The sequence below is a fragment of the Paenibacillus amylolyticus genome, assembly GCF_051136285.1.
Lineage (GTDB): Bacteria > Bacillota > Bacilli > Paenibacillales > Paenibacillaceae > Paenibacillus > Paenibacillus amylolyticus_F.
The window spans coordinates 1,627,065-1,651,581 of record NZ_CP194938.1; the positions used below are offsets into that span (position 1 = coordinate 1,627,065).

Genomic DNA, 24,517 nt, shown 5'->3' on the forward strand with positions numbered 1-24,517 from the left:
ATTTAAGCGTTGTTCGGAATTTGGCTTACTTTGATCAGGTTCGTCGAACCGGAGCGGCCCAGAGGAACACCGGCTGTAATCACAACCAAGTCTCCTTCTTTAACCAGACCGGACTTCACGCCACCTTCAATAGCATTTTCGAACAGTGCATCCGTAGAATCTACCAATCTGCCTTTGACTGGAGTTACACCCCATGCCAGTGCCAGACGACGGGAAGTTCTGTCTTCTGTAGTCACCGCGATGATTGGAGCTTCTGGACGATATTTGGAGATCATACGTGCCGTGTGTCCGGATTCCGTCGAAGTGATGATCGCTTTTGCGTTCAAATCTTGAGCGGACAGAGCAACGGATTGGCTGATCGCTTCAGTAACGGTTGTCTGTTGTGCAACACGTTGTTTCAGATACAGCTCTTGGTAAGGCAGAGCAGATTCTGCTTTTTCTGCAATACGGGACATCGTCAGTACGGATTCTACCGGATATTTACCGGCAGCTGTCTCACCAGACAACATGATTGCATCTGTACCGTCAAAGATCGCATTGGCTACGTCACTTGCTTCCGCACGAGTCGGACGCGGGTTACGTTGCATGGAATCCAGCATCTGTGTAGCTGTAATAACCGGTTTACCTGCAACATTACATTTTTCGATCATGCGCTTTTGAACCAGTGGCACTTCTTCTGCAGGAATCTCTACACCCAGGTCTCCACGAGCAACCATCAGACCGTCAGACACTTCAAGGATTTCGTCCAGGTTGTCAACACCTTGTTGGTTTTCGATTTTGGAGATGATTTGGATGTGACCTGCGTTATGTTTCTCGAGCAATTCACGAATTTCAAGTACGTCACTTGCTTTACGAACGAAAGAAGCTGCGATGAAGTCCACACCTTGCTCAATACCAAATACGATATCGTTAGCATCTTTTTCAGTGATACCTGGCAGGGAAATCGCAACGCCTGGAACGTTAACACCTTTTTTACTTTTGATTGAACCACCGTTAACGATACGGCATTTGATTTCAGTACCTTGTACTTCTACCACAGTCAGTCCGATCAGACCGTCGTCGATCAGAATTGTAGATCCTGCTTCAACATCCTTAGGAAGGTCTGCATACGTAATGGAAAGACGATCTTTGGTTCCCAGAATTTCTTCTGTTGTCAAAGTGATGTACTCGTCCTGAACCAATTCAATTGGCTCAACTTCGAGTTTACCTGTCCGAATTTCCGGTCCTTTGGTATCCAGCAGGATTGCTACGGTTTTGTTCAGCTCTTCACATGCTTGGCGAATCGCTACGATCCGTCCGCCGTGCTCATCGAAATCACCGTGGGAGAAGTTCAGACGGGCTACGTTCATGCCAGCCATAATCAGTTTCTTGGTATTCTCCAGGGATTCACTGGATGGGCCAATCGTACATACAATTTTCGTTTTGCGCATTTTGGGTTTCCTCCGATTTTAAGGTCTAACTTTATATCTCTATTTTTCTTTTTCCAACTATTAAATTTACTATACTTTTGATCATTTGTATAGGAAATTCGTCACATCATTCTGCATTTCCCGACAAATTTTTCACAGGCTCTGCCTTTAACGGCTCTTCCGATGCTTCTGCCTCGAATGATTCTGACCCGGATTGTGATTCTAATTCAACTAGAGATTCACTTTCTCGAGCAGGTTCTACCTCAGCTGCTGGCGCTTCAAAGGTTACTGAGCCAATTTTCCGGAATTTATCGTAACGATCCTGCTTGAGCTTCTCCGCACTCCAGCCTTTCATCTCATCCAAATGACGAATGAGAGCTTCTGATATCGCTGCCGCAGCTGTATCGTAATCCTGGTGAGCCCCGCCACGTGGTTCAGAGATGATCTCTTCGATCACTTCCATCTCCAGCAGGTCTTTCGCAGTAATTTTCATCGCTTCAGCCGCCTGATCTGCCTTGGATGCGTCCTTCCAGAGAATTGAAGCCGCACCATTCGGAGAAATCGCCGAATATATGGCATGTTCGAGCATGAGTACCCGGTTACCTACAGCCATAGCGAGAGCACCGCCACTTCCACCTTCACCAATGACAACGACAATGACAGGAACCGATAACTTAGCCATTTCCATCAAATTGCGAGCAATCGCTTCCGATTGACCTCTCTCTTCCGCAGTATTACCCGGATACGCTCCTTTAGTATCTATAAACGTAATAATCGGGCGGCCAAATTTGTCAGCCTGCTTCATCAGACGCAGCCCTTTACGGAACCCTTCCGGGTGAGCACTTCCAAAAAAGCGGGCGATGTTGTCCTTTGTGTCTTTTCCGCGCTGTTGCCCAAGAACCGTTACCGTTTGTCCGTTCAGCTTGGCCAGTCCGCCTACAACCGCAAGATCGTCACCAAACATCCGATCACCGTGCAATTCGGTGAAATCGGTAAAAATAAGCTGGATCAAATCCAGCGCTGTTGGCCGCTGCTGGTGACGTGCCAGATGCATCTTCTGAGCCGCTGTAATGCCGGTATAAATCTCTTCTTCCAGTCTATGATAACGTTCTTCCAAACGGGCAATCTCTTCGGTAAAATCAATACCCTTTTCCTGTCCAAATTGAACGAGTTCTTCAATTTTTTTGCGCATCTCAATCAGAGGCGCTTCATATGGCAAACTACCCGCCATTTAGACCCCTCCCTTTTCACTGTGCATATCGAGAAGCTTACCGAGGGTTGACCGAAGCTCTTTCCGGTGAACGACCATGTCCAGTTGGCCATGCTGCAGGTTGAATTCGGCGGTCTGGAAATCATCCGGCAGCTTCTGACGGATCGTTTGCTCGATAACAATTCTGCCCGCAAAACCAAATACAGCGCCAGGTTCAGCGATAATAATATCGCCAAGGCTCGCGAAACTAGCCGAAACCCCGCCCGTCGTCGGATCAGTAATCACGGAAATGTAGAGCCCGCCTTGCTCGTCCAAACGTGCTAAAGCCGCACTTGTTTTAGCCATCTGCATCAGACTCAGAATACTCTCCTGCATCCGTGCACCACCTGAAGTAGAGAAAACAATTAAAGGCAGCTTCTTCTCAATGGCGTGTTCAACCGCACGGGTGATTTTCTCTCCGACTACAGAACCCATACTGCCTGTGAAGAAATCAAAGCTCATTACAGCAACCACAACAGGTAGACCCTCAATCGTGCCTTCTCCTGTTATAACGGCTTCCTTCAAACCAGATTTCAGACGCTGCTGCTCCAGTTTGCTACTATAACCGGGAAATCCGAGCGGATCAACCGAAACCATATCGGCATCATACTCAATAAAACCTTCTTCATCCAGTACCATTGCAATTCGCTCCATGGCGTTAAGACGCATATGGTAACCGCAGGCCGGACATACTTTCAGGTTTTTCTCCAGTTCCTTGCTATATTGAATGGTGCCACACTTGCTGCACTTGTTCATGAGCCCTTCAGGTATTTCACGTTTTGGGCGCTCAATGATTTCCTGACGTTCACCTGGAATTGCACGCTCGGAAGGTATGGTAGCGTACTTCCGTTTCTTTTGGAATATATCTTTGAACACAACTACACCTCTCCAGCCAATGATTTGATGGCCGCAGGCCACAGTCCGCTGTATCAATCAGCTTGATCTGCATGCTGCGGTAAACCGCTTACGCTTATAACTCATGCAAAGCCTTAGACCTTGACCAGCATTCACAACAAAAAATCCGCCGATACAAGGTAAGAATCAATGGTTTCTCCTGCACGATTGATGTTACCTGCAATAACCAATTAACAAAAAAAGAAGGAAGGACAGCAGCATAACACACATGCAAGTCGATTCCTCTTTCCGCTTCCGCGGTCAGTCCCTTATGTACCGGTGGTACTTTTTGTTATCTGCCAAGGCACTTCAATATCGAGTGAATCAGGAATGCAGAATGGAATTCAATACTTCCTGAACCTCTTCCAATTCCCCAGAAGGGACGCGAATCTCATATTGCTGCTTGGATAAACTAATGGGACGGGTCTGTACCAGAAAACCTTCTTCCGAAAGCTTGGTCTTGATCTTGTCCGCAACCTTTGCTGTCGGCGCAATGTAAATCACCGTCCACATGCCATGTCCGCCCCCTAAGCTAATGTTCAGAGCCCGTATATTGGACTAATGATACCATACCTCCGTTTTTTTCTGCAAGGAAGGGTTCAAGACCTTTGGGGAGAAAATCGGATGATTCGGGACATTGATCCCTGTTTGGCAAGCGAGAAGGTCATAGGGATGTGATAAAATTCGCAGACTTTTTAAATAGGACAAAACCTTCCAGGGCAGCCATAGCCGCCCCTGATTCTCTGAAACGGGTTGAAGAAACAACCGAACGATCTACATGGAAATAATGGATTTTATCAGTCAGAAGTGTATTTCTTGGCTTTAATATTTTTGTGTGCAATCCGAGCGGAGGCAGCAGCCGCAAGACCTGCGACCAGATCATCCAGGAACACATGAACCGCCGACCTTTGTTCGTTCAGATCATGAATAACACCCATTTTTTCTTTGTCGAGATATCCAAAACTGGTCAGACCGATCATGCCATACACATGTGTTATTCCTAAAGCGAGAGTCTCGTCCACTCCGTATAAGGACTCATCCGCTTCCATAATGGCTTGCAGCGGTTGGGGCAGAAGTTTCTTTTCAGCCAGTTCGTCAAGCGCAATACCGGTGTACAGTGTATACTGTACCTCTCTTTTTTGCAAAACGGATTTCACGCTGGTTACACAGTCGTCCATGGTCAATTCCGGATGGTACCCTTTTTGCAAACGATATACAATTTCTGCGATAGCATCAATCTGTACACCCCGCCGGGCCAGCATAGCTTCCGCGATCTCATATGACATATCTCGACCTCCCGCATCAATCCCCCGAGAACCTCAAGGTTCTTCGGTGTTCTCAAGTGTATGCAGAGAACTTCCAAAATGTTCATAAATTGTGCGAATGTACAGGTTGAGTGCAAGCTGCCTTGTCCCCCAGTACCCATACTCCCTTCGTTCGTGTGTACATACACAGTTGTACAAAATTGAATAGAATAGCTAACGAAACATAGCCATGCTTTTCCCTTCCAAATCATCATCAGATTCTAACGTACCAATGTGACGATAATCCCTCATAACATAAGTTTTTTTGCCGTATTTTGCTGTTTTTCACCGTAATAATGGTTCTCACGATCGTTCCAATTGAAGAAATGTATATTTGCGCAACATACACCGCCTGGTGATCGTCTACGCTTGAATAGAAGGGATACAGGAATAAGATCCTACAAATAGAGCCTTTATATAGAAAAAAAGGATGTCCGCAGTTCTATGATGTGAACTGCGAACATCCCCTGCTGAAGGTGGAGATAACCGCTTCAGCTTTTATTTGATTTTGACTGTGCCTTCACCAAGCATCTTCTCCATTTCGGAGAACAGTGCCGGTGAAGGTTTGATCCGGTAGGCGTCGCTCAGGGCGAGCAGCTTCTGCTGCTGCTCGTAGAAAAGCACGGTCGCCACCGGGCCGGGGTGCTGCTGGAGCAGCTCTTTGAGGCGCGCCAGCAGTTCGGGCTGTTCGGCCTGCGGGGTGAGCTTCACGAACACCCGCTGCTCGGCCCCACGCGGCGCGCGGCCCTGCTCCGCCGCGCTAGCCGCTGGCGCTGCACTGCCCGCGCTTGCGCTGGCTGCGGCGCCTGTGCCTGCCCCGCTGCGCGTCGCGGCAGGGGCACGGCTTCCGCTTGCGCGCGCTGCGGAAGCGTCACCGCCTGCGCTGCTGCGCTGCGCTGTGGCTCCCGCGCCCGCCGGCCGCTGCGGCGAAGCCGCCTGCGCCGGGCGCGGAGCGCTGCCGCTGCCGGGCTTACCGCGGCGGTCGCGGCTGCGCAGCTGCTGTTCCAGTGCCGCCGGTGTCAGCGGCGACACTTCCTCAGCCAGCAGCTTAAAACCCTCGTCCTGCTGCTGCACCTTGGCACGCACGACGAGAAGTTCACCTTTCCCGACATGCTGATGGCTCCGCCGCCATACCTCGGGAAAGAGGACGACTTCACAGCGTTCCACCTGGTCTTCCAGCTCCATGAACGCCATAGCCTTGCCCTGTTTCGTCGTAATCGACTTCACAGACACCACCATACCTGCGGCGACGGCCATCGTATCGTCCGCCGCCTCCGTTAATTCCATGATCCGGTCAGCTCCACTCGATGCGAGCACATCTTCGTAATCATCCAGTGGATGACCGGAGAGATACAGACCGAGCAGCTCACGTTCCAGTTCCAACTGCTGACTCGTCGAAAACGGGGGAATCTCAGGATACTCAATCTCCCAGTTTGGTGTCTCCACAAAGTCGAATAACTGAATCTGCAGGTCTTCACGCTCTTTACGCCATTTCAGAGCCGCTTCAACCGTCTCATCTAACATCGCCAGCAATTGAGCACGGTGTCCTGGCAAGCTGTCAAACGCCCCCGCCTGAATCAGCGATTCAATGACACGTTTGTTGCACACCCTCAGGTCAACACGGCGACAAAAATCGAGCAGGCTATCGAACGGTTTTTCCTGCCGAACAGCCATAATGCTTTCCATGGCCTGTGTACCTACATTTTTCACCGCAGCCAGTCCAAAACGAATGGCTCCCGACGACCATAGGGTGACCGCTTCGCTGTCTTTACCGCTTAATTCAGTCGCTTTCAATTGAGCAGAAGTTGCATTCTGATCCGTACCTGAGGAATGTCCAGATGCCCTTACCTCAAACTCTCCATGTACCTGATCAGGTTTCTGGTCGTTCACATCATCTTGCATCTGATCGCGCTTCTCGTTGTGTACCTCATCATCAGATTGAGCATACTCGGTCTGATGCACCCCATCAGGAACCTGTGTTTCTTCCTGATCCTGCACAGAATCCGATGCGGAAACACGTACCAGACCCGGATCTAACCGATGCCCGGATCCTTCCGAGTCAGGCATAACGGACACAGCCTGCCAATCGTTCCCGTATCCATTCCCCTCGAATTTCGTTATAACTTCTGGATCATCCGGCAGAGGCCCAGGATCATCCGGTAACGGAGCATCCTCGTATTCCGCATGTTCACCATAGTTATCATGAGAAACATCATCGCGGGTTTGGCTAGCTTCATGTGTTTCAGGATGCTCTGCTGGTTCTCCAAGCTTGTTCCGACTATCTTGTTCAATACTGCCCGATTCCCCCACTTCACCCTTCTCCTGCACAGCAGATGAAGTAAAAACAGGCGTAAACAAAATGCCACTTTCATTCACATCTGGCGGAAGCACATCAATCTGCATGTGACGGCATTCAACTACATATTCGGCTACCTTGCGATGGCTGCCCATAACAGCAGTAAGCATGGAGGCCATGAAATGGATGGGATAATGGGCCTTCAGATATGCCGTTTGGAACGCAAGCACGCCATATGCGGCTGCGTGAGCACGCGGAAAACCGTAGTTCGCAAACTTGACGATCATATCGTAGACGAGGTCTGCTTCTGCTTCGCTATATCCCTGTTTCAGACTGCCCTGGACAAAGTGGCCTCGTTCCAGATCGAGCACTTCCCGTTTTTTCTTGGAAACAGCTCGGCGAAGCAAATCCGCTTCTCCCAAGGAAAAGCCCGCCATACGGGATGCAATCTGCATGATCTGCTCCTGATACACAATGATGCCGTACGTATCTTTCAGAATCGACTCCAGATCATCATGTGGATATTCCACTTCAATCTGACCATGCTTACCCTGAATGTATTTGGAGATAAACTCCATTGGACCTGGACGATACAACGCCAGTACGGAGATAATATCTTCGAACACACTTGGCTTCATTTCCTTCAACACACGGCGTACTCCGGCAGATTCCAGCTGAAATATCCCCATCGTATCACCGCGTCCCAGCATCTCATACGTAAGTGGGTCGTCGTCAGCAATCTGTGTAAAATCGGGGACTTCTGCTCGCTCCCCAATCCAACGCAAGCATCGTTCAATAATGGAGAGCGTGCGCAGACCGAGAAAATCCATCTTAAGCAGCCCAATGGACTCTAGATTCTCCATAGAGTACTGCGTTAACGCTGTGCCCTCACTACCTTCTTGCAGGGGTACAGCATCTGTCAGAGGGTCCCTGGAAATGACAACACCCGCAGCATGCGTGGAAGCATGACGCGGCATGCCTTCAACCTTCATCGCCATATCCAGCAGCTCACGTGTCTTGGGTTTCGTTTCATAGAGCATCTTCAGCTCAGGCGTAGCTTCCATTGCACGCTCAATGTTGATACCCAGCTGTGCAGGAATCAGCTTCGCAGCCTTGTCCACTTCGCCATAGGGTACATTCAGTGCCCGCCCAACATCACGAACAGCTGCCCGAGCGGCCATCGTACCAAATGTAATAATTTGTGCAACATGGGCTTTGCCGTACTTTTCTGCCACATAATCGATAACCTCATCACGCCGCTCATCACTGAAATCGATATCAATATCGGGCATGGATATCCGCTCCGGATTCAGGAACCGTTCGAAGAGCAGGTTGTATTTCATCGGGTCCACATCCGTAATACGCAGCGTATACGCAACCAGACTTCCTGCCGATGAACCCCGACCTGGCCCGGTAACAATGCCTTGCTTGTGCGCATAAGCGATAAAATCCCACACAATCAGGAAATAATCCGAGAACCCCATACTGTCGATAACACGCAGCTCATAGTCCAGCCGTTGATCCAGCTCTGTTCGGAGCACCTCATCGTTCCAGCGATCAGAATTGGCATAACGTGCGTTCATGCCTTCCTCACACAATTGACGCAGATATTCCGATGGACTTAGACCTTCAGGCAACGGACGATATTCCGGCAAAATAGATTTGCCAAACTCCAGTTCCAGTTCACAAGAATCTGCGATACGCACCGTGTTGGTGATGGCCTCCGGCACATGAGGGAACAGGCGAGCCATTTGCTCTCCGCTCTTCAAGAACAGTTGGTTCGTTCCGATCTGCAAACGTGTCTCGTCGTCAACGGTTTTACCTGTTCCGATACAGATCAGCACGTCCTGCAACTCTGCATCGTCTTCCGATAAATAATGGGCATCATTCGTTGCCACAAGTGGAATTTCCAGTTCAGCTGCGAGTTTGATCAGTTGGGGGTTGACTCTTTTTTGCTCAGCCAGCCCGTGATCCTGCAGTTCCAGATAAAAATCGGAGCCAAAGATGTTTTTGTAACGCATTGCCGCACGGCGTGCCTCTTCCTCACGTCCATGTAACAGATGTTGGGGAACTTCGCCGCCCAAACAGGCGCTTAGACAGATAATCCCTTCATGATGCGCTGCCAGACTCTCCATGTCGATACGCGGTTTGTAATGGAAACCCTCCAGATGTCCAATGGAACACAGCTTCATCAGGTTACGATAACCGGTCATATTCTTCGCCAGCAAAATCAAATGATGAATCGGTTGATCCTTCCGGCTCCCCCGTTCTTTACGAGAACCCGCCGTCATATATGCTTCACAGCCGATAATCGGTTTAATTCCCCGTGCTATGCAGGCTTTATAAAATGGAATAGCACCATACATCACGCCATGATCGGTCAGCGCAAGTGTCGTCATTCCCAGATCTGCGGCTTTATCCACGAGATCCGGAATACGCGCAGCGCCGTCCAGCAAACTATATTCACTGTGAACATGCAAATGCACAAAAGAACTCATGTTTTTTTACTTCCTTTCCCGCTAGAAACATTCTATTAAAAGTGTATACATAAAAGATGTACGATAATAATCCAAGACTTCTGACAAAAAACAAAAAAAAAGAGAGGTAACAGATATATCATAATATCTGCACATCTCTTAATACAAGTCCGGTGTACTTCTTATATGTCATCCTGACGAATCCAGGTAATGAGTTGCTGTGCCGGTTTTCTGCTCACGGAACGAGAGATTGCGTCATCTGGAAGATATCCGAGATGTAGCGTACCAGCAAGCCTCTCATCTGAACTGAGACCGATAAGGCGAGCAAAATCCTCGTCCCGGTTATATTCATTTGTTTTCCATACCAGTCCAATTCGCTCTTCCCACGCCAGCAACTTCCCCTTCACCGCTAACACCAAGAATAAATTGTATATCTGTGTTCTCCGTAGGTCTACCGATTGTATCCACACTTCTTATGGCATACTGCTCATCTGTCAATAAACGAATCTGTTTGGCATGTTGCAGCACCAGCGTCCAATCCCTGAATAACAATCCGTATTGCGCTTCAAACTCCATAGCTCTGTCCCCCTGTTATACCCGTAACGTGTTGCCCTCGTTCACTACACTTTTTTATCGACATTTTATCATAACGTCAGGGGGCTCGCCCATACATTAGAAGTACAAGCTGCTTCCCCTGTTGCTAAGCAAAGACAGGAGGTAAACTGCTGGGTCTGAAAGGGGTGTTACGGGTGAGCACTTTTTTATCCAAAGCCATTCTTGACTTTTTTATTGCATTCGGAATCGTGCTGGGCGGCGCGATGATTGGAGGTATAGGGGCCGTTATCTCTCTCCAGCCTCCCACCCAAACGATGCTCGATATTTCCGGCAAGATCAAAATATGGGCACTCGCTGCCGCTGTAGGCGGTACGATCGACCCGATGCGTGTGATTGAGAGTAATTTTCTGGATGGGAACCTGTCACCGGCAGTCAAACAAATCCTGTATCTGATCTCAGCCTTTATGGGTGCACATATGGGAACCGAACTGGTGAAATGGGTGTGCGGTGGAGGCCGGGGGTAGATGAAGATGACCCGTGATGACCCCGCATGAGACTGCCTCCCTTCTCCCGTTACCGCCCGCTGATGCGCATGACTGCCGTATTTGTGCTGGGAATGATCGCTGGATGTGTCGTTTATAACGGTGTTTTTCATCTTAGTTACAACAAACTGTGGCTGAATAATCAGGAGCTGCAGCTTCAGCTGCACCAGAATGAGGAAGATATCAAAACACTGAAAAAATACAGTAAACGCCAAACGGTCATCAAAGAGATCAAAGTTCGTGCCGAAGAATCGGACAAAGGCCCAGACGAGGCTTCGCTGAAGTTAATGCTGCAAAAACTCGGGGACGAGCTTGAAGTCCTGCGAGGCAGAGATGTTTTTAACATCGACGAATACAGCAAAATGACACGCATTATGCTTAACCAGAAAATTTACAAAGTCAGAGAAAAAGAGTACTCCGTTCAGGTCAAAACGATGCTTGTCATGGAAGGCGTTTTGCAAGTCTGGGTGCAGATTCGCATGCATGTTCCCGCATAATTCCGAAAACTGCAAAAAACTGCCCTTGTCTGCATGTGCACATGATACAATAAGGGGAGTCTTTTTTCAGAAAAGGAGTTGCTTCTGCGTGTTGATCGAAGTATTCAAGTATGTACTGATCGCCTTCTTCGCCATCGCTATGATCTATTCTGCGCTGAACAGCATTCGTTCACGCCGGGCTCACGACAACCATGTTGCGGGTTTGTATCGTTCCTGGACGAATATCTGGATGGGCTGCATGCTCATCATTCTCGCACTGATCCTGATGTTTGTTTTCACTGGTTCTACGTTATCTGTCATTGTGGAAGCGCTTTTCCTGGTCATGGGTGCCTATAACGTATTTGCCGGGCTTCGTAATCGCAGTTACTATGCAAGGCTTAAACAACATTCCAGCGACTCACCTGCTTAGTCTGAATCTTCGCACAATCCTAAGGATTTCGTTACAAATCAGATTTGGACAACATATTGGCAAAAAAAGAGAGCGATAAGCTCTCTTTTTTTGATGTGCGTGGCTATGGTTTTCAAACGATCGGTTTGCACAACATATACGCATTTATTCTAAGCGTGGTCTATGGATTGCAGCGTCATGACGGCTTTGCATACCACACTGCCCTCGCGAGTAATGACGATATCCATTTTACATGTCCGGCGGCTTGTCTCCAGAATCATGGGGCGCACCATAATCTGATCCTCAATCTGCACTGGGCGGACAAAATAAGTCGTTACGTTATCGACCACATGGTCGTTGCCCGTGACGTCCCATGCTGCTCTACGTGCAGCTTGTGTCATGACATTCAGCAGCACACCTTCCGAGATCGTCCCCAGATCCGTCGCCATCTGAGGAATAATGAAGCCATGAAACAGTAGTTCATTCTGATCTCCGCGTTCCTCCGCAAATCCGTTCCAGATCAGATGGTCAAATGTTTCTCCAAGTTGGGGTTGCTTCTGTGCATCACGCATAGCCTGCAACACTTCCTTGCGTGTAACCGAAGCAATAAGCTTGCGGTTGCGATCGACGATCGGCAGGAAGTCAATTCCTTCCCAAGTCATGATCTGCGCGGCGGAAGCGAGAGAGGTCTGCAGCGATGCTGTAATCGGGCGACGAACAACACACTTTTCAATACTTTGTTCCGCCTGCAACTCACTGACATCCTTTAGACTCACAATCCCGATAACTCGATTCCATTCATCCACAACCGGAAAGCGGTGCTCCCCCGTCTCTGACACTAACATATGAAAATCCGACGCGGAGCTCGTCACTTTCAGCACCTGCAGGCGAGGTTTCTGACCGATAATATCCTCCACCAGCATAATTTTTTTCTTGATCAGCCGGTCAAAGATGGCACGGTTAATCATGGAGGCTACCGTAAAGGTATCATGTCTGGAGGATATAATCGGCAGTCCCAGTTCATCTGCCATAATCCTCACATCCCTACTTGTACCAAAACCACCCGTAATCAATACGCCTGCACCCTGTTCCAGTGCCAAGGAGTGGGCATCTTCCCTGTTACCAACAATAAGTAAACTTCCGGCATCAATGTAACGTGCCATCGCCTGCTCCTTCATCGCCCCGATCACATACTTGTGCAATGGTTTCCCTAGTCCTTCATTACCGCCCAGCACATGTCCTTCTACTATAGTAACAACATCTGCAAAGGTCAGCTGCTCCGACATGCCCCGAGGTCTTTTCTCGATCCGCACCGTCCCGATTCTCTCTTTCGTCACGACCAGTCCGAAGTTCTCCGCCTCTTTGACAGCACGATATGCTGTTCCCTCACTTACTCCCAGTTCACGCGCAAGCCCGCGCACCGAAATTTTGCTGCCTACCTTCAATTGTTCAATATGCTGTAGAAGCTGTTCATGCTTCGTGACATTCTCTTCCTGTCCGTCCATCTGTACCACCCCCGAGGTTGCATCTGTACTATACTGTATCTATTATAACACGACCTAAGGAAAATAACCCCATCTGGCACCTGAACTTGTCAGGCAAAAAAACATCTCACTTCTATCATGAAGAATCCGATCATGGGTGCTCTGCTGAAATACACAAATAAGACCGAAACCCCTTGATTCAAGGATTCCGGTCTTACCCAGTTCACACCGATTTGCTCCGCTCCTGCTTGTCCAGCAGCTTCATCTCCCACTGCCGCAGCTTCGCCCGGCGTATCGCTTCCAGCGCACGTTTCTTCTCCTCGTCCACACCCAGAATGAAATGCAGGTGAGCACCTACAATTAACAGGGAGAACAGCACCCACACGATGCCAAAAATATTAACCCAGTCCATTCCGCCAGCAAAGGAAATGCGCGGGAGCGCAATCACCAGCATCGACAATGCAATCAACAGGTAGATGACATGTTTTGTCTTTTTCAACCTCTTCACCATTCACAGCTCCTTCGTTCCATATATAGCTAGTCTATGAACGATTCAGAGGTAATATGAGAGGTTTAGAGAAAAAAACAGGACAAGTCAGTACTCATGCTTATTGAGCTAATACCTTAAGCTTCTGCTCCGCCGTACAGATGAGCAAGGCTGTCTGCAATAATTTTATTTACATCCTCAATGATTACACTCAGGCGACGTTCTGCATCAAACAGGCGGCGGATGTTCAGGTTCAGACTTAATACCTCAAACACCTTTTCCATTTTTTCCATCTCGTCTGGCGCCGGCATATCTCCGCTCATCATGCGTTGTTGTAATTCCATCTGCTGGTTACGGAAGTTGTCCAGCATCGCTTTGGCCTCCGGATCAGCTTCAATCAATTTCATTGCAGAGGTAATCTCCTCTACCTCACTGCTCTCTCTTAGTGCTTTTGCCAGATCATTCGCTTTGTCATAAATAATCATTATAATTCCTCCTCTAATTGGTTGTTCATCCCTGCAAGAACACGCATTCTATGCTCTTAAACAAAAGGTTCTGGATCAGGCCGCCCAAAAACGCCCCAAATCAAACACATTTAATTCCGGGTAGGTCAATCACCAAGGGGTATATGTCCTCATATGATGAAGCACATGCCATGTTCAGATGCCGTTCAACTTCAAGATCAGACATCAAGCTGCCGCCCGGAAGGAGATCCGTGATGTCCACTAAAAAAGTAACGATACAGGTTACCGGCTCGGGCATCCTGCAGGACGACGTCATCATGCTGGGCGAAGGGGTTCTCAAAGCACTTAAGATTCCTTCAGGAAGACCTCTTCAGCTGCAATTCGGTTCGTACCGCCGTGAAGTTACTGTAATTCCGGTTCCCCGGTATGACGGATTAAGACTCAATCAGACGGTAGCCAGCAAAACCGGCCTTGTCCCCCGTTCGGTCCTGAGGGTATCTTACCGTGCTTCCAGTCATACGCTTCGCCTGGGACCCTATATCAGCGTTATGGTCAGCCAGGATTACCCCGATCAGCCCGATCGGCCCTTTGGCTCGATTACAATGTTCTGCCAGGAATTAGTGCATGCCTGCCGAAAGCAGGGCGCCTATGTATCCTTTTTCACACCGGAGGACATCGGAGCAGTAACCGGCTACATGAAAGGCTGGGTGTATGATGACGGCTGGAAAAAGACCATTCTGCCTATTGCAGATGTTGTCAATAACCGGCTGACGTCCCGCAAACTCGAGAACAAACCTAGCGTACAGCATTTTATGAAAGAAGTAAAATCGCTCTACGGCACACACACCTTTAATGAAAAGTTTCTGGACAAAAATGAGGTGTTTGACGCACTTAAGTCCATCACGACACTCAAACGGGTGCTGCCCGAGTCCCATCTGCTCAAAACATCAGCGACCCTTAAGACCATGTGCCAACGTTATCCAGTCATCTTTTTGAAGCCGGTGCGTGGTTCACTTGGCAAAGGCATTATCCGGGTTTCCCGTCAGCCAGAAGGAGGTTATCTGACGCTGGCGACAAGTGTCGGAGGTACTCGCAAACAAACGTATGCTTCCCTGGATAAACTGTATGCCAGTATGTCTGGAAAAATGAAAACAACGCGTTACCAGATCCAGCAGGGGCTGACCCTGATTGATAACAGCGGCAGACCCGTTGATTTCCGTGCGCTTGTGCAGAAGAACAAAACGGGCAAGTGGAGCGTAACCTCCATCGTCGCTCGTATCGCAGGCGGGAGTCATTACGTCTCCAATCTGGCGCGAGGCGGAAGCCTCAGCACCGTCAAAGAAGCCGTAGCCAAAACACAGCTATCCAGTGCTGCCAAAGCTTCGGCATATGCAGGACTGCACACAGCTGCGCTGGATATCGCCAAAGGCATTGAGAGTGCCATTCCAGCCCATTTTGGCGAACTCGGTATCGATCTGGCACTAGACACGAGTGGACGTGTGTGGCTGCTTGAGGTGAATTCAAAACCATCCAAAAATGATAATACACCATTGAGCGAAAGCAAGATTCGCCCTTCGGTCAAAGCTATGCTTGAATACTCCACATATCTGGCCGGATTCTGAAGTTTATCCCAAGAAGGAGGTGCAGCAACATGTTTACATCGTCGCAGAACTTCACCATCGCTATTCTGGTTCGTGAAGCAGAAGGCTCACCTCCCTTTGCAGATGAACACTTCTGCCGCCAGCTCTGTGTGGAAAGTCCCAGGTATGGACTGCGAATCATCGTCATCCCGATACCGTCCCCATTTGGTGAGGGCAGCATTATCAGAGGATATACCTATCATCAGAAGAAATGGAAAGCTGTTCGTATTCCAACGATTGGTCTGGTGATGAATCGGTGCCTGCGACCGCTCTCCAGAAATACAAGGCAACAGTTGGAACAATATTTACCTCATGTCAGTAGTCTTCGACAGCGTTCATGGTCCACCGCACTTCCTGGCAAATGGGAAGTCCATCGCGTGTTATCCAAGTCAAATACGCTTCGGGGACTTCTTGCCCCAACCTCCCGGGTCAGCTCGTCTATTCCCTGGGAAATATGGCTTGCCCGCTGGCCCAAAGGTCTTTTTTTCAAACCCGCAGCAGGAACTCATGGCAAAAACACCTTTCGTCTATCCATGGGAGATAAGCCATCTGTCTGGATCGCGGAAGGCCGTAATACAGGCAACGAACACTTTAATATGACATTTCATCAAGCGACGGACGTATCTTCCTGGCTGGAATCACATCAGGCTGTACAAAAGTTGATTGTGCAGCCTTATCTGGAGCTTAGCCACCTTGGAAGAGCATTTGATATCCGGGCGCTGGTTCAAAAAAACGGGCAAGGCCACTGGACGCTGACCGGATGCATGGTTCGGGAAGGAGCCGAAGGCTCTCTAACCTCGAATCTTCACGGCGGGGGTCATGCTTATCCTGCTGATGCATACCTCACTGAACGATATGGTAAGAAACAGGCAGCTTCGTTGCTGCAGCAAATCAGGCATTCTGCCGCACTCATTCCTCCGCTGCTGGAGAGCCGTTTCGGCAGACTTGCAGAACTTGGTCTAGATTTTGGAACGGATTCAGGTGGCAGGTTGTGGCTGATTGAAGTGAATTCAAAACCAGGCCGCACCTCATTTGCCAAATCAGATGACACACGCATGCATGCCCTGACGTATACACAACCGCTTGCTTACGCCCGTTATCTGTTGCAACAACATGTTCTCGCGGACGTCTCACGTCCATTGAAAATGCCGAATTCATCCAGCAAAGCTGGCCTGAAACGCATCCCGATTCCAGGCGGCGAAGGCCTGTAATGCCCGTTTGCCATGGAGCACAAGGATCTTTTTCAGGATAGGAGGATAAATCATGAGTTTGACCTTTTGTAATCTGCATTTCACCCAAAAACCCGAAAAAGTGGTGTACGTATCTAATGCTTTAATGAAAAGTCTCAATCTGTCCGGCAAAAAGACGATACATCTGCGTTTCGGGCGTGATCGCGTGCCAGCCACCATCAAACCCATTCGCAAAGCCGGGAAACATCTGTATCTGGCATCAGGCATCCGTAATTTAATGAACGTTCCCAAACGGGGTAGCATTTATCTTCGTAACCTCCAGAATGATGAAGTGCAGCTGGGTCCACTCATCGGAGTGCTATCCGACGGTTCATCATCAAGCTCCAACCCTTTTGGCTCACGTACAGGTTTCATCAAGCAGTTGCTTCGTGAAGGAAGCCGCAAATCCTATATCTATGCCTTCACTCCGCGGGATATCAACTGGCAGAACGAGACGGTTTCCGGTTACTTTCTCAATGAGAGCGGAAGTTTCATCCGCAGGACGGTTCCGCTGCCCGATGTTGTTTACAACCGTTTGCCCAGCCGGCGCTCCGACTTCTCACCGGCAATCAATCAGCTTCGGGAACGTTTTATTCGCCGCAAAATTCCCTTCTTCAACTGGAGTTTCTTCAACAAATCGGATATTTACAAATTGCTGGAGAACGAGCCGACCGCAGGGCGTTACATCCCTGAATCCATCACCAACCCTACGATCGAACAGATGAAGGAAATGCTTGAGCGGCATCAGTTCGTTTATTATAAACCAACCGCAGGCAGCCTCGGAAACGGGATCTACCGTTTGACCTATTCGCCCAAACGTGGATATTTTGCACGTTATCGCAAAAAAGGTGGTAACGCCTTGCTGCGCTTCGGTTCTTTCAATAGTCTGATGCGCATGCTTCAAGGCAGACATGGCAAACAGTTACGCGGCTATGTCGTTCAACAGGGAATACGACTGATCGAAATTGACGATTGCCCTATTGATTTTCGTTTCCATATGCACAAAAATGGGAACAATCAGTGGGTCGTTGTCGGCATTGGCGCCAAAAAGGCAGGACGAGGAAGTGTCACAACCCACATCAAAAATGGCGGCTCTCTAATGACCCCTGAACAGGCACTTAGCCGCAATTTCGGGGAACGAGCGGGCGAGGTTCTGCAGCAGGCGAAATCTGTCGCTATTACACTGGCCCAGGCGATTGAATCCCAGCACCAGCATCTGATTGGTGAGATTGGCTTTGATCTGGGCATTGATCAGGAGGAACATGTATGGATGTTCGAAGCGAACGCCAAACCCGGACGCTCCATCTTCCGTCACCCTTCACTCCGGGTGGAGGGCAAATCGTCGGTGGAACACATTTTGGAGCATTGCCTGTATTTGAGCAAATTCCGGAAGAGGGAAGGCATTTGATGAGCCTTCACGATGATTTCAAACCTGTGATCGCCGTGCTCACCATGCATGATCAACAGCGTATGTTTAGAGGGAATCATCAAAATTTTCAGGATATTCTGCAAACGGGTGAAAGCATGGGGTATGTCGTTTATATCGTTACCGTTCGGGATTTTAATGTGACTGGACCTACCGTGAAAGGATATACGTACAACAAAGGGAGCGGCAAATGGACTTCGCAGCCGTTCCCCCTCCCTCATGTGTTGTATAACCGTATTCCTAACCGGGAAGATGAGCGCAAGCCTTCGGTTCAGCGAAAAATAGAAGAATGTTTGCAATCCGGCATTGAGCTGTATAATCCGTTTTTTTTCAATAAATGGAATCTGTTCGAATGGCTGAAAAAATCCAAGTCCACCCAGCCGCTGATTCCTCACACTCGGCGGATGCGCAGTGCCTCTTCACTCGGCAAGGTACTGCAAACATACCCTTATCTTTATCTCAAGCCAGAGAGCGGAAAAGCAGGAAAAGGCATTATGATGCTCAAATTTCAGGAAAAAGAAAAACTGCCTTACCGGCTTAAAATACAGAATACCCGGAAGAGTATGACGTACAAAGCGGCCACGTTATCCAAGTTATGGGCACGTATTCGAAAGGAAACCGGACACACGCCCTATATCATGCAGCAAGGCATTGAGCTGGCTTCCTCTCACAAGCGCCCTTTTGACCTTCGTGTGCTTGTGCAGAAGAATGGCAAGGGACAGTGGAGCGTGACTGGAATCGGAGCAAGGCTCGCAGGCTCGCGCAGCATTACAACTCATGTACCTCGCGGCGGCAGTGTAGAAGACCCGGAGAAGCTGCTCACCGAACTGTTTGGAGAAGAGGTAGCCACGGCTCTGATGAAGAGGGTGAAATCCACATCACTGACGATTGCAAGACAGGTTGAGCGTGGCTCGGGACATACGCTGGGTGAAATGTCCATGGATCTCGGCGTGGATGATCTGGGCGAGCTCTGGTTTTTTGAAGCCAATGCCAAACCGATGAAATTTGATGAACCACAGATCAGACGGCGTTCACTGGAACGCATTTTCCAGTACAGCGCTTATCTTGCCCGCCAGTCTGTACGATGACGGACAGGAATACTGAATACAAAGAAGGTGATTGTTTGTGTCCTCACCTGTTCTGGGCATTATGACGTTGTATCTGAATGAACACCGCGCTCTGGAAGAACGAAGCATTTACCGCCGAATGATTCTGGAGGGGCGCAAACGGGGACTCGATATTTACGTATTCACACCTGCTGATGTACATTCTGGCGGCAGGCAGATCGAAGCAATGGTATATGAGGAAAAGAAAGGCTGGTCCAGGGAATGGCGCGCATTCCCGGATCTGATCTTTGACCGATGTCGCATTCAGCGCAACCACCGTTTCCAGCAACTGCTTGCATTTCGTGAAAAATATGGACATCTGCGCTTCCTGAACAGGCCTTTACGCAATAAATGGACGATTCATCAGACACTCTCCGAGAAAACCGCGTTTCGGCAACATTTGCCAGAAACGATACTATTTCAGGATATGTCCGATGTAAACCGTATGCTGAAGTCTTCCCCGCTAATCTATCTGAAACCGATCAACGGTACGGGCGGCCGCGGCATTCTGCGCGTAGAACGCAGTAGCAAGGAACCCAGTACAGTGCTTGTACAGGGGCGGGATCAGAAACGCCGCATTATTACACCGCGCAAAGTCCATCTGTCAAGGCTCGGCCCCTTGCTCCAGCACTGGAATATGAAAGATAAATATCTCGTGCAAAAAGGAATTCAGCTCCAACTCCCTAACGGAAGGGTACATGACTACCGCATGCTGGTTCAGAAGAATGGAGAAGGCGAGTGGGAGCTCACAGGCTGTGCGGGGCGTATGGGCGCAGAGAAAAGTGTAACTTCAAACCTTCATGGCGGTGGTCAGGCCGTTGCCATGCAACGATTGATGAAACAGTGGATTCTTGAGGAAGACCTCCGGGAAGAAGTAACATTAACGGCAGAGAAATTTGGCATTGATGTGGCCACGTTCTTGGAGGATACCTACGGGGATCTGTGCGAGCTTGCTCTGGATTTGGCGATAGACAAGAGCGGGCATATCTACCTGCTGGAGGTGAATCCCAAGCCTGCTCGTGAGGTCTTTGCCCGAATTGGTGAACGTAGCATCTATTATAAAGCGATCACCCAGCCACTGGAATATGCCTTGTGGGTGTACCGAAATCGCCCTGCTGAAGTGGTCAGAAAACCTCTTTCTCCCAGACCCGTTACTTCTAAAGCAGCGAGAGTAAAGCGTAGCCGCAGGGTGAAATAAGCAACTCGATGATCATAAAGTATAACTTCCAAGCTGAACAAAAAAAGGATTGAAGGTTCTGCATATTGAACCCTTCAATCCTTTTTCTGTCTTATCCAATTTTGCATTCCGGTTCTAATTACCTCCAGTTCACCAGATGTTCGTCGATAACAATCCGGGCTTCCTCACCAAGATACTCATAAGATAGCGTGAACCTCATCTGATCCGGCTCAAGCGTAACTCCCGTAACTTTCACAACCTCTTCTGATTCATCAGCCGGCAGGCATATAGCCACAACTCCCGCTTTGCCCGAGAACTCAGCTTGACCCTGAATAACCGTTGTTTCGGACTTCGAGCCGTAGATTTCCGATACCCAGCCTACCTGCTCTGTTACCTCAAATGTGTCACTGCCTTCTCCCGCCATCAAAAATTTAATGCACAGCTTAGTGGAGGAATCGTCAAATCGAATACCTGCTCGCTGTTTCGCTTGATCTTCCTTGCGTAATACAAGCAGTGCATCCGGATGCAAATGGAACCGTTGCTCCAACGTGTGTGTCTTTTCAGCATCCAGCCAGTCCACCACCAGAAGCAGAGGTACGCTTTTGCCTGCAAGCACCCACCGACGATGGCTAACTGGATCGGGAAGATGTGTATATCCATCTTGTGAAGCATCCATAAAGTGATAGCTGTCGTGACTCTCATAGCGATGTGTTGTCGCTTCTGCCTCAGGCTCACCCCATTGCTGAGTGGATACATAAGGTGTCTGATCTGTCCCGTCTATGGTAATCGTATTATGTGCCCGCGTGCTTTTGAAATAATGACGCCAGTGCCCTTCTTCGTAGGTATAACGTCCGGTATCCGTGAAAAACAGTCGATTTTTCCACATCCATTCGATGTTTAAGGCATCCGCATGACCGTGAGCACCACCCATAGAAGCTGCATCAAAAAACAGGTATTGTTGCTCATCCCTCATCACATAGTATCCGGTCTGTGGAAAAATGCGGCTCGTCAATGAACGGGATGCACCAGCCTGCAGCCTGACACACTGCTCGTATTTTGCCACACCCACCAGCCATAGGCATTCTGAACTGTCGGTTCCGCGAGCCATGAGATCCTCGTCTCCCAGAATCGCACCTAACAGTGTCAACCGCTGTCGTCCATCACTAAGCCAGTCCGAATCTCCAATGCCCGTCGATTGATGATCGGGTCTGATCATGGCTTCGGTGAACGCGGCCATATTCCGTAAACATTCCCCATACCACGCCGAGAACGGATGTCCCGAAATACCTGCCAGCAGATACGGTGTACCAAACATCTCAATACTCGCGTTATGATAGTGGGTGTTCAATTCGACCTGGATTCCCTCTTCATTCAACTGATGTAGCAGACACAGCTCCAGCCGTTCGGTAGCCACTTGACGCCAGAATGGACTGCGTGGATGCTCCTTGTAGAAAGCTGCAATCATAAACAAACCCTGCATATGCATAATGGCGTGATTGATCTCCGTACTGCCGAGATAATGCGTCAGGAATTCCGCATGCTCCTCCAGTCCTTGCAGAAATTCGGCCCGAAAGGCATCGTCCAGTTGCGGACTGGATTCCATATATTTGTACGCGGCAATCCAGGATTGCACACGAAGACCTGTTTCAAGCAAACGCCAAGGACCTGGTTTCTGAAAAAAAACAGCCTCGTCATACGCCAGATCAACAGGCACCGGATTCTGTTCTCTCCACGTGCGATAGTGATCTATAAATGTAGTCACATATAACGGGTTGCTTTTCATCAGATAAGCTTTGCCCAAATCAAGCATATGCCAGTGCCTGTTAATGCCCCACGTGAACTCCAGATCATTGGTCGGATTGTGAAGCCAGTCCACCGGCGTACCCAGTGGAATCCAGTTGGTTAGATCATTCGTATATGGCACAATAAATTCATTCAGAATGGCACGGTTGGCAATCGTCACTGAATTTCGGGCTTCCTCTGGAAAATGCTCCTGATAGTATAGCGCTACCTGCTGCAGTTCGTTTGCTGAAAGGTAAAAGTCACTCATTGGTCTGCCTCAAGAAAATCCTGACGGAATGGCGTAAACACATCCAGTATAATCGCATCTTCCAGCGCTTTTACCCCGTGTGGCACATTCAAGCCTGCATAGAAACTGTCTCCCGCTTTGAGAACTTTGGTCTCTTCGCCTACTTGAACCTCAAAGCTACCCTTTACAATATAACTGACTTGCTCGTGTGCATCATGAGAGTGGACTTCGCCGATCCCGCCTTTGGCAAAGGTAACTTCCACCATCATGAGCGTTCCACCCATTCCCAAAATTTTACGTGAACTTGTTTCGTTAATGATATGTGGTTTTACGGAATTCGTGTCAATAATCATTGGATATTCCCCTCTCCCAGGTAAAATGATTTAATAGTCTCAGTAAAGTGAAGCGACCGAAGTATAAATACGACGGCCGCCATGTTTAGGTTTTACTCTTCTTTGGACAGTTTACCTTGAAGCTTGGATGAATCAAACGATGGATCAGCTGCAATTTTAGTCAGGCCTGCCGCTTTGCTTTTCTCAAGTGCTGCATTGTAGCGTGTGTTCAGATCCTTAATTACGCCATCCAGATCACCACCAGTGAATACATAAGCGGAGAAGGCTTCGGCCCATTTCATGCCTTCCAGCGAGCTCTCTGTAATCACACTTGGATTGGCAGGGAAGATCGCGTCATACTTCTTAGGTAAGAAACCTTCGATACCTGGAATGCTAGGTTTTTTATCGGAGCTGAGTACAGCAGGAATCAGAGAGATACCGTAACCTTTTTCATAATACTCGCTTTGCAGATCCGTGCTGTATACGTACTCCATGAACTTCCAAGCTGCTTCTTTGTTTTTCGAGTCAGCATTGATGCCGATATAAGAACCACCAATGACTTGTGAAGCACCTTTAATCGTACCATCATCCGTTGGTACAGGAGCAGCACCCCAATTTTCTTTGGTTGGGAACTGATCTTTATACACGCCCGGCTCACCGGAGTGATTGATGTACATACCGATTTTGCCTTGTGCAAACTGAGCTCTCAGCGGGTCGATATCCAAACTTTCCACACCCGGAAGCATGCTGCCATCTTGATTCATTTGACGAAGTGCCTCGGCAATCGACTTGTACATGTTGAAGTCAAACTGACCTGTCTTGTAGTTAAAGCCGTCAATTCCTTCGTTCGTGCTTGCACCAGCAATCGTGTTCGCCGCTCTCCAGAAACCACTACCACTTTTGAACGGGCTGGCGAAGCCATAGATTCCTTCGCTTTTGCCTGCTTCCGTAATTTTCTTCGCATCCGCTACCATTTCGGCAATGGTTTTAGGCGGAGAAGCAATACCTGCTTTTTTGAAAACATCCTTATTGTACACCAGTCTCCAGATCTGGCCTGTATTCGGAAGTGTATAGACTTTTCCATCAATCGTGTTTTTGTTTTCGATCATGCTGTCTTTGAACGTGGCCTTCATCGCATCGCTCATGTATCCGTCGATTGGAGCAAGATACCCCTTCTGAAAATACGTTTGGAAATCGTCAATTTGAAACACATCGGGAGCTTGTTTACTCGCAAAAGCAATATCAACGGCCTGCGGATAATTGTCACCCATGACGGTCATTTCGACTTCAATGTTATCTTTGTTTGTCTGATTAAACTGCTCAATCTTGGATTTCATGAAATCAGCATCGTGGCGGTCCGGAGTCCAATAGACCACTTTCGTTTTACCGCTGTTCTGATCTCCACCGCCAGCTGCAGCTCCGCTGTCTGTTGTCGTACCACTGTCTGTTGAACAACCAGCTACGGTTAATGCAAGCACAGCACTTAGTGTAGTCATCATCCACTTTTTAACCATTGAAATGCCCCCTTATGC

At 48.8% G+C, this 24,517-nt stretch carries 22 protein-coding genes; 8 read left to right on the forward strand and 14 right to left on the reverse strand.

What is annotated here, in order from left to right; genetic code table 11:
* Window positions 1-2 precede the first annotated feature (2 nt).
* The 8 genes from pyk to ACR8BL_RS07205 form a co-directional block, all read right to left on the reverse strand.
* A complete protein-coding gene (gene pyk, locus ACR8BL_RS07170; protein WP_434751961.1) occupies window positions 3-1,430 on the reverse strand; it encodes a pyruvate kinase in 1,428 nt (475 codons plus the stop codon).
* A 106-nt stretch (window positions 1,431-1,536) separates the two neighbouring features.
* Window positions 1,537-2,640, reverse strand: coding sequence for an acetyl-CoA carboxylase carboxyltransferase subunit alpha (locus tag ACR8BL_RS07175; RefSeq protein ID WP_434751962.1), 1,104 nt, complete (start codon window positions 2,638-2,640; stop codon window positions 1,537-1,539).
* Entirely contained in the window at window positions 2,641-3,534 is an 894-nt protein-coding gene (gene accD / locus ACR8BL_RS07180) for an acetyl-CoA carboxylase, carboxyltransferase subunit beta (RefSeq protein ID WP_434751963.1), read from the reverse strand.
* Window positions 3,535-3,876: 342 nt separating this feature from the next.
* Window positions 3,877-4,065 (reverse strand): glutamate decarboxylase, encoded by a 189-nt coding sequence (locus ACR8BL_RS07185; RefSeq protein ID WP_090920220.1) that lies wholly within the window; start codon window positions 4,063-4,065, stop codon window positions 3,877-3,879.
* A 284-nt stretch (window positions 4,066-4,349) separates the two neighbouring features.
* The gene (locus ACR8BL_RS07190) at window positions 4,350-4,838 is read right to left on the reverse strand and encodes a phosphatidylglycerophosphatase A family protein (protein WP_434751964.1); all 489 of its coding nucleotides are present in this window, start codon (window positions 4,836-4,838) and stop codon (window positions 4,350-4,352) included.
* Window positions 4,839-5,354: 516 nt separating this feature from the next.
* The gene (locus tag ACR8BL_RS07195; RefSeq protein ID WP_434756627.1) at window positions 5,355-9,650 is read right to left on the reverse strand and encodes a DNA polymerase III subunit alpha; all 4,296 of its coding nucleotides are present in this window, start codon (window positions 9,648-9,650) and stop codon (window positions 5,355-5,357) included.
* A 161-nt stretch (window positions 9,651-9,811) separates the two neighbouring features.
* On the reverse strand, window positions 9,812-10,045 hold the full coding sequence (locus ACR8BL_RS07200; protein WP_434751967.1) for a hypothetical protein: 234 nt from the start codon (window positions 10,043-10,045) through the stop codon (window positions 9,812-9,814).
* Window positions 9,978-10,205 carry a hypothetical protein gene (locus tag ACR8BL_RS07205; protein WP_434751968.1) on the reverse strand — a complete coding sequence of 76 codons (228 nt, stop codon included), beginning with the start codon at window positions 10,203-10,205 and terminating at the stop codon, window positions 9,978-9,980. The genes ACR8BL_RS07200 and ACR8BL_RS07205 overlap by 68 nt, the downstream gene beginning before the upstream one ends.
* Window positions 10,206-10,378: 173 nt before the next feature.
* Between ACR8BL_RS07205 and ACR8BL_RS07210 the strand changes: the two genes are divergently transcribed.
* The 3 genes from ACR8BL_RS07210 (at window position 10,379) to ACR8BL_RS07220 (ending at window position 11,632) form a co-directional block, all read left to right on the forward strand.
* Window positions 10,379-10,708: a YtrH family sporulation protein gene (locus ACR8BL_RS07210; RefSeq protein ID WP_090920214.1), complete on the forward strand. Its 330-nt coding sequence runs from the start codon at window positions 10,379-10,381 to the stop codon at window positions 10,706-10,708.
* A gap of 26 nt (window positions 10,709-10,734) precedes the next feature.
* The gene (locus ACR8BL_RS07215) at window positions 10,735-11,223 is read left to right on the forward strand and encodes a hypothetical protein (protein ID WP_123067379.1); all 489 of its coding nucleotides are present in this window, start codon (window positions 10,735-10,737) and stop codon (window positions 11,221-11,223) included.
* Window positions 11,224-11,311: 88 nt separating this feature from the next.
* Entirely contained in the window at window positions 11,312-11,632 is a 321-nt protein-coding gene (locus ACR8BL_RS07220; protein ID WP_434751969.1) for a YtpI family protein, read from the forward strand.
* A gap of 149 nt (window positions 11,633-11,781) precedes the next feature.
* On the opposite strand, the gene ACR8BL_RS07225 is transcribed toward ACR8BL_RS07220, so the two are convergent.
* From ACR8BL_RS07225 to ACR8BL_RS07235, 3 genes are all read right to left on the reverse strand, one after another.
* Window positions 11,782-13,116, reverse strand: coding sequence for a DRTGG domain-containing protein (locus ACR8BL_RS07225; RefSeq protein ID WP_434751970.1), 1,335 nt, complete (start codon window positions 13,114-13,116; stop codon window positions 11,782-11,784).
* A gap of 202 nt (window positions 13,117-13,318) precedes the next feature.
* A complete protein-coding gene (locus ACR8BL_RS07230; protein WP_434751971.1) occupies window positions 13,319-13,606 on the reverse strand; it encodes a hypothetical protein in 288 nt (95 codons plus the stop codon).
* 113 nt (window positions 13,607-13,719) lie between these two features.
* Window positions 13,720-14,067, reverse strand: coding sequence for a YlbF family regulator (locus tag ACR8BL_RS07235; RefSeq protein ID WP_434751972.1), 348 nt, complete (start codon window positions 14,065-14,067; stop codon window positions 13,720-13,722).
* A 233-nt stretch (window positions 14,068-14,300) separates the two neighbouring features.
* Between ACR8BL_RS07235 and ACR8BL_RS07240 the strand changes: the two genes are divergently transcribed.
* Genes ACR8BL_RS07240 through ACR8BL_RS07260 form a run of 5 tightly spaced genes read left to right on the forward strand, consistent with a single transcriptional unit; the run spans window position 14,301 to window position 20,645 of the window.
* Window positions 14,301-15,668, forward strand: a complete 1,368-nt coding sequence (locus tag ACR8BL_RS07240) for a YheC/YheD family protein (protein WP_434751973.1) — start codon at window positions 14,301-14,303, stop codon at window positions 15,666-15,668.
* 29 nt (window positions 15,669-15,697) lie between these two features.
* Window positions 15,698-16,897 (forward strand): YheC/YheD family protein, encoded by a 1,200-nt coding sequence (locus ACR8BL_RS07245; RefSeq protein ID WP_434751974.1) that lies wholly within the window; start codon window positions 15,698-15,700, stop codon window positions 16,895-16,897.
* Window positions 16,898-16,949: 52 nt separating this feature from the next.
* Window positions 16,950-18,323, forward strand: coding sequence for a YheC/YheD family protein (locus tag ACR8BL_RS07250; RefSeq protein ID WP_434751975.1), 1,374 nt, complete (start codon window positions 16,950-16,952; stop codon window positions 18,321-18,323).
* The gene (locus ACR8BL_RS07255; RefSeq protein WP_434751976.1) at window positions 18,323-19,429 is read left to right on the forward strand and encodes a YheC/YheD family protein; all 1,107 of its coding nucleotides are present in this window, start codon (window positions 18,323-18,325) and stop codon (window positions 19,427-19,429) included. The genes ACR8BL_RS07250 and ACR8BL_RS07255 overlap by 1 nt, the downstream gene beginning before the upstream one ends.
* Window positions 19,430-19,466: 37 nt before the next feature.
* The gene (locus ACR8BL_RS07260; RefSeq protein WP_434751977.1) at window positions 19,467-20,645 is read left to right on the forward strand and encodes a YheC/YheD family protein; all 1,179 of its coding nucleotides are present in this window, start codon (window positions 19,467-19,469) and stop codon (window positions 20,643-20,645) included.
* A 118-nt stretch (window positions 20,646-20,763) separates the two neighbouring features.
* Here ACR8BL_RS07260 and ACR8BL_RS07265 read toward each other — a convergent pair whose 3' ends face one another.
* From ACR8BL_RS07265 to ACR8BL_RS07275, 3 genes are all read right to left on the reverse strand, one after another.
* Complete coding sequence (locus tag ACR8BL_RS07265; protein ID WP_434751978.1) at window positions 20,764-22,674, reverse strand: alginate lyase family protein; 1,911 nt, start codon at window positions 22,672-22,674, stop codon at window positions 20,764-20,766.
* On the reverse strand, window positions 22,671-23,006 hold the full coding sequence (locus ACR8BL_RS07270) for a cupin domain-containing protein (RefSeq protein ID WP_434751979.1): 336 nt from the start codon (window positions 23,004-23,006) through the stop codon (window positions 22,671-22,673). Before ACR8BL_RS07270 ends, ACR8BL_RS07265 begins: the two co-directional genes overlap by 4 nt.
* Before the next feature lie 92 nt (window positions 23,007-23,098).
* The gene (locus tag ACR8BL_RS07275) at window positions 23,099-24,499 is read right to left on the reverse strand and encodes an ABC transporter substrate-binding protein (protein WP_434751980.1); all 1,401 of its coding nucleotides are present in this window, start codon (window positions 24,497-24,499) and stop codon (window positions 23,099-23,101) included.
* Window positions 24,500-24,517 lie beyond the last annotated feature (18 nt).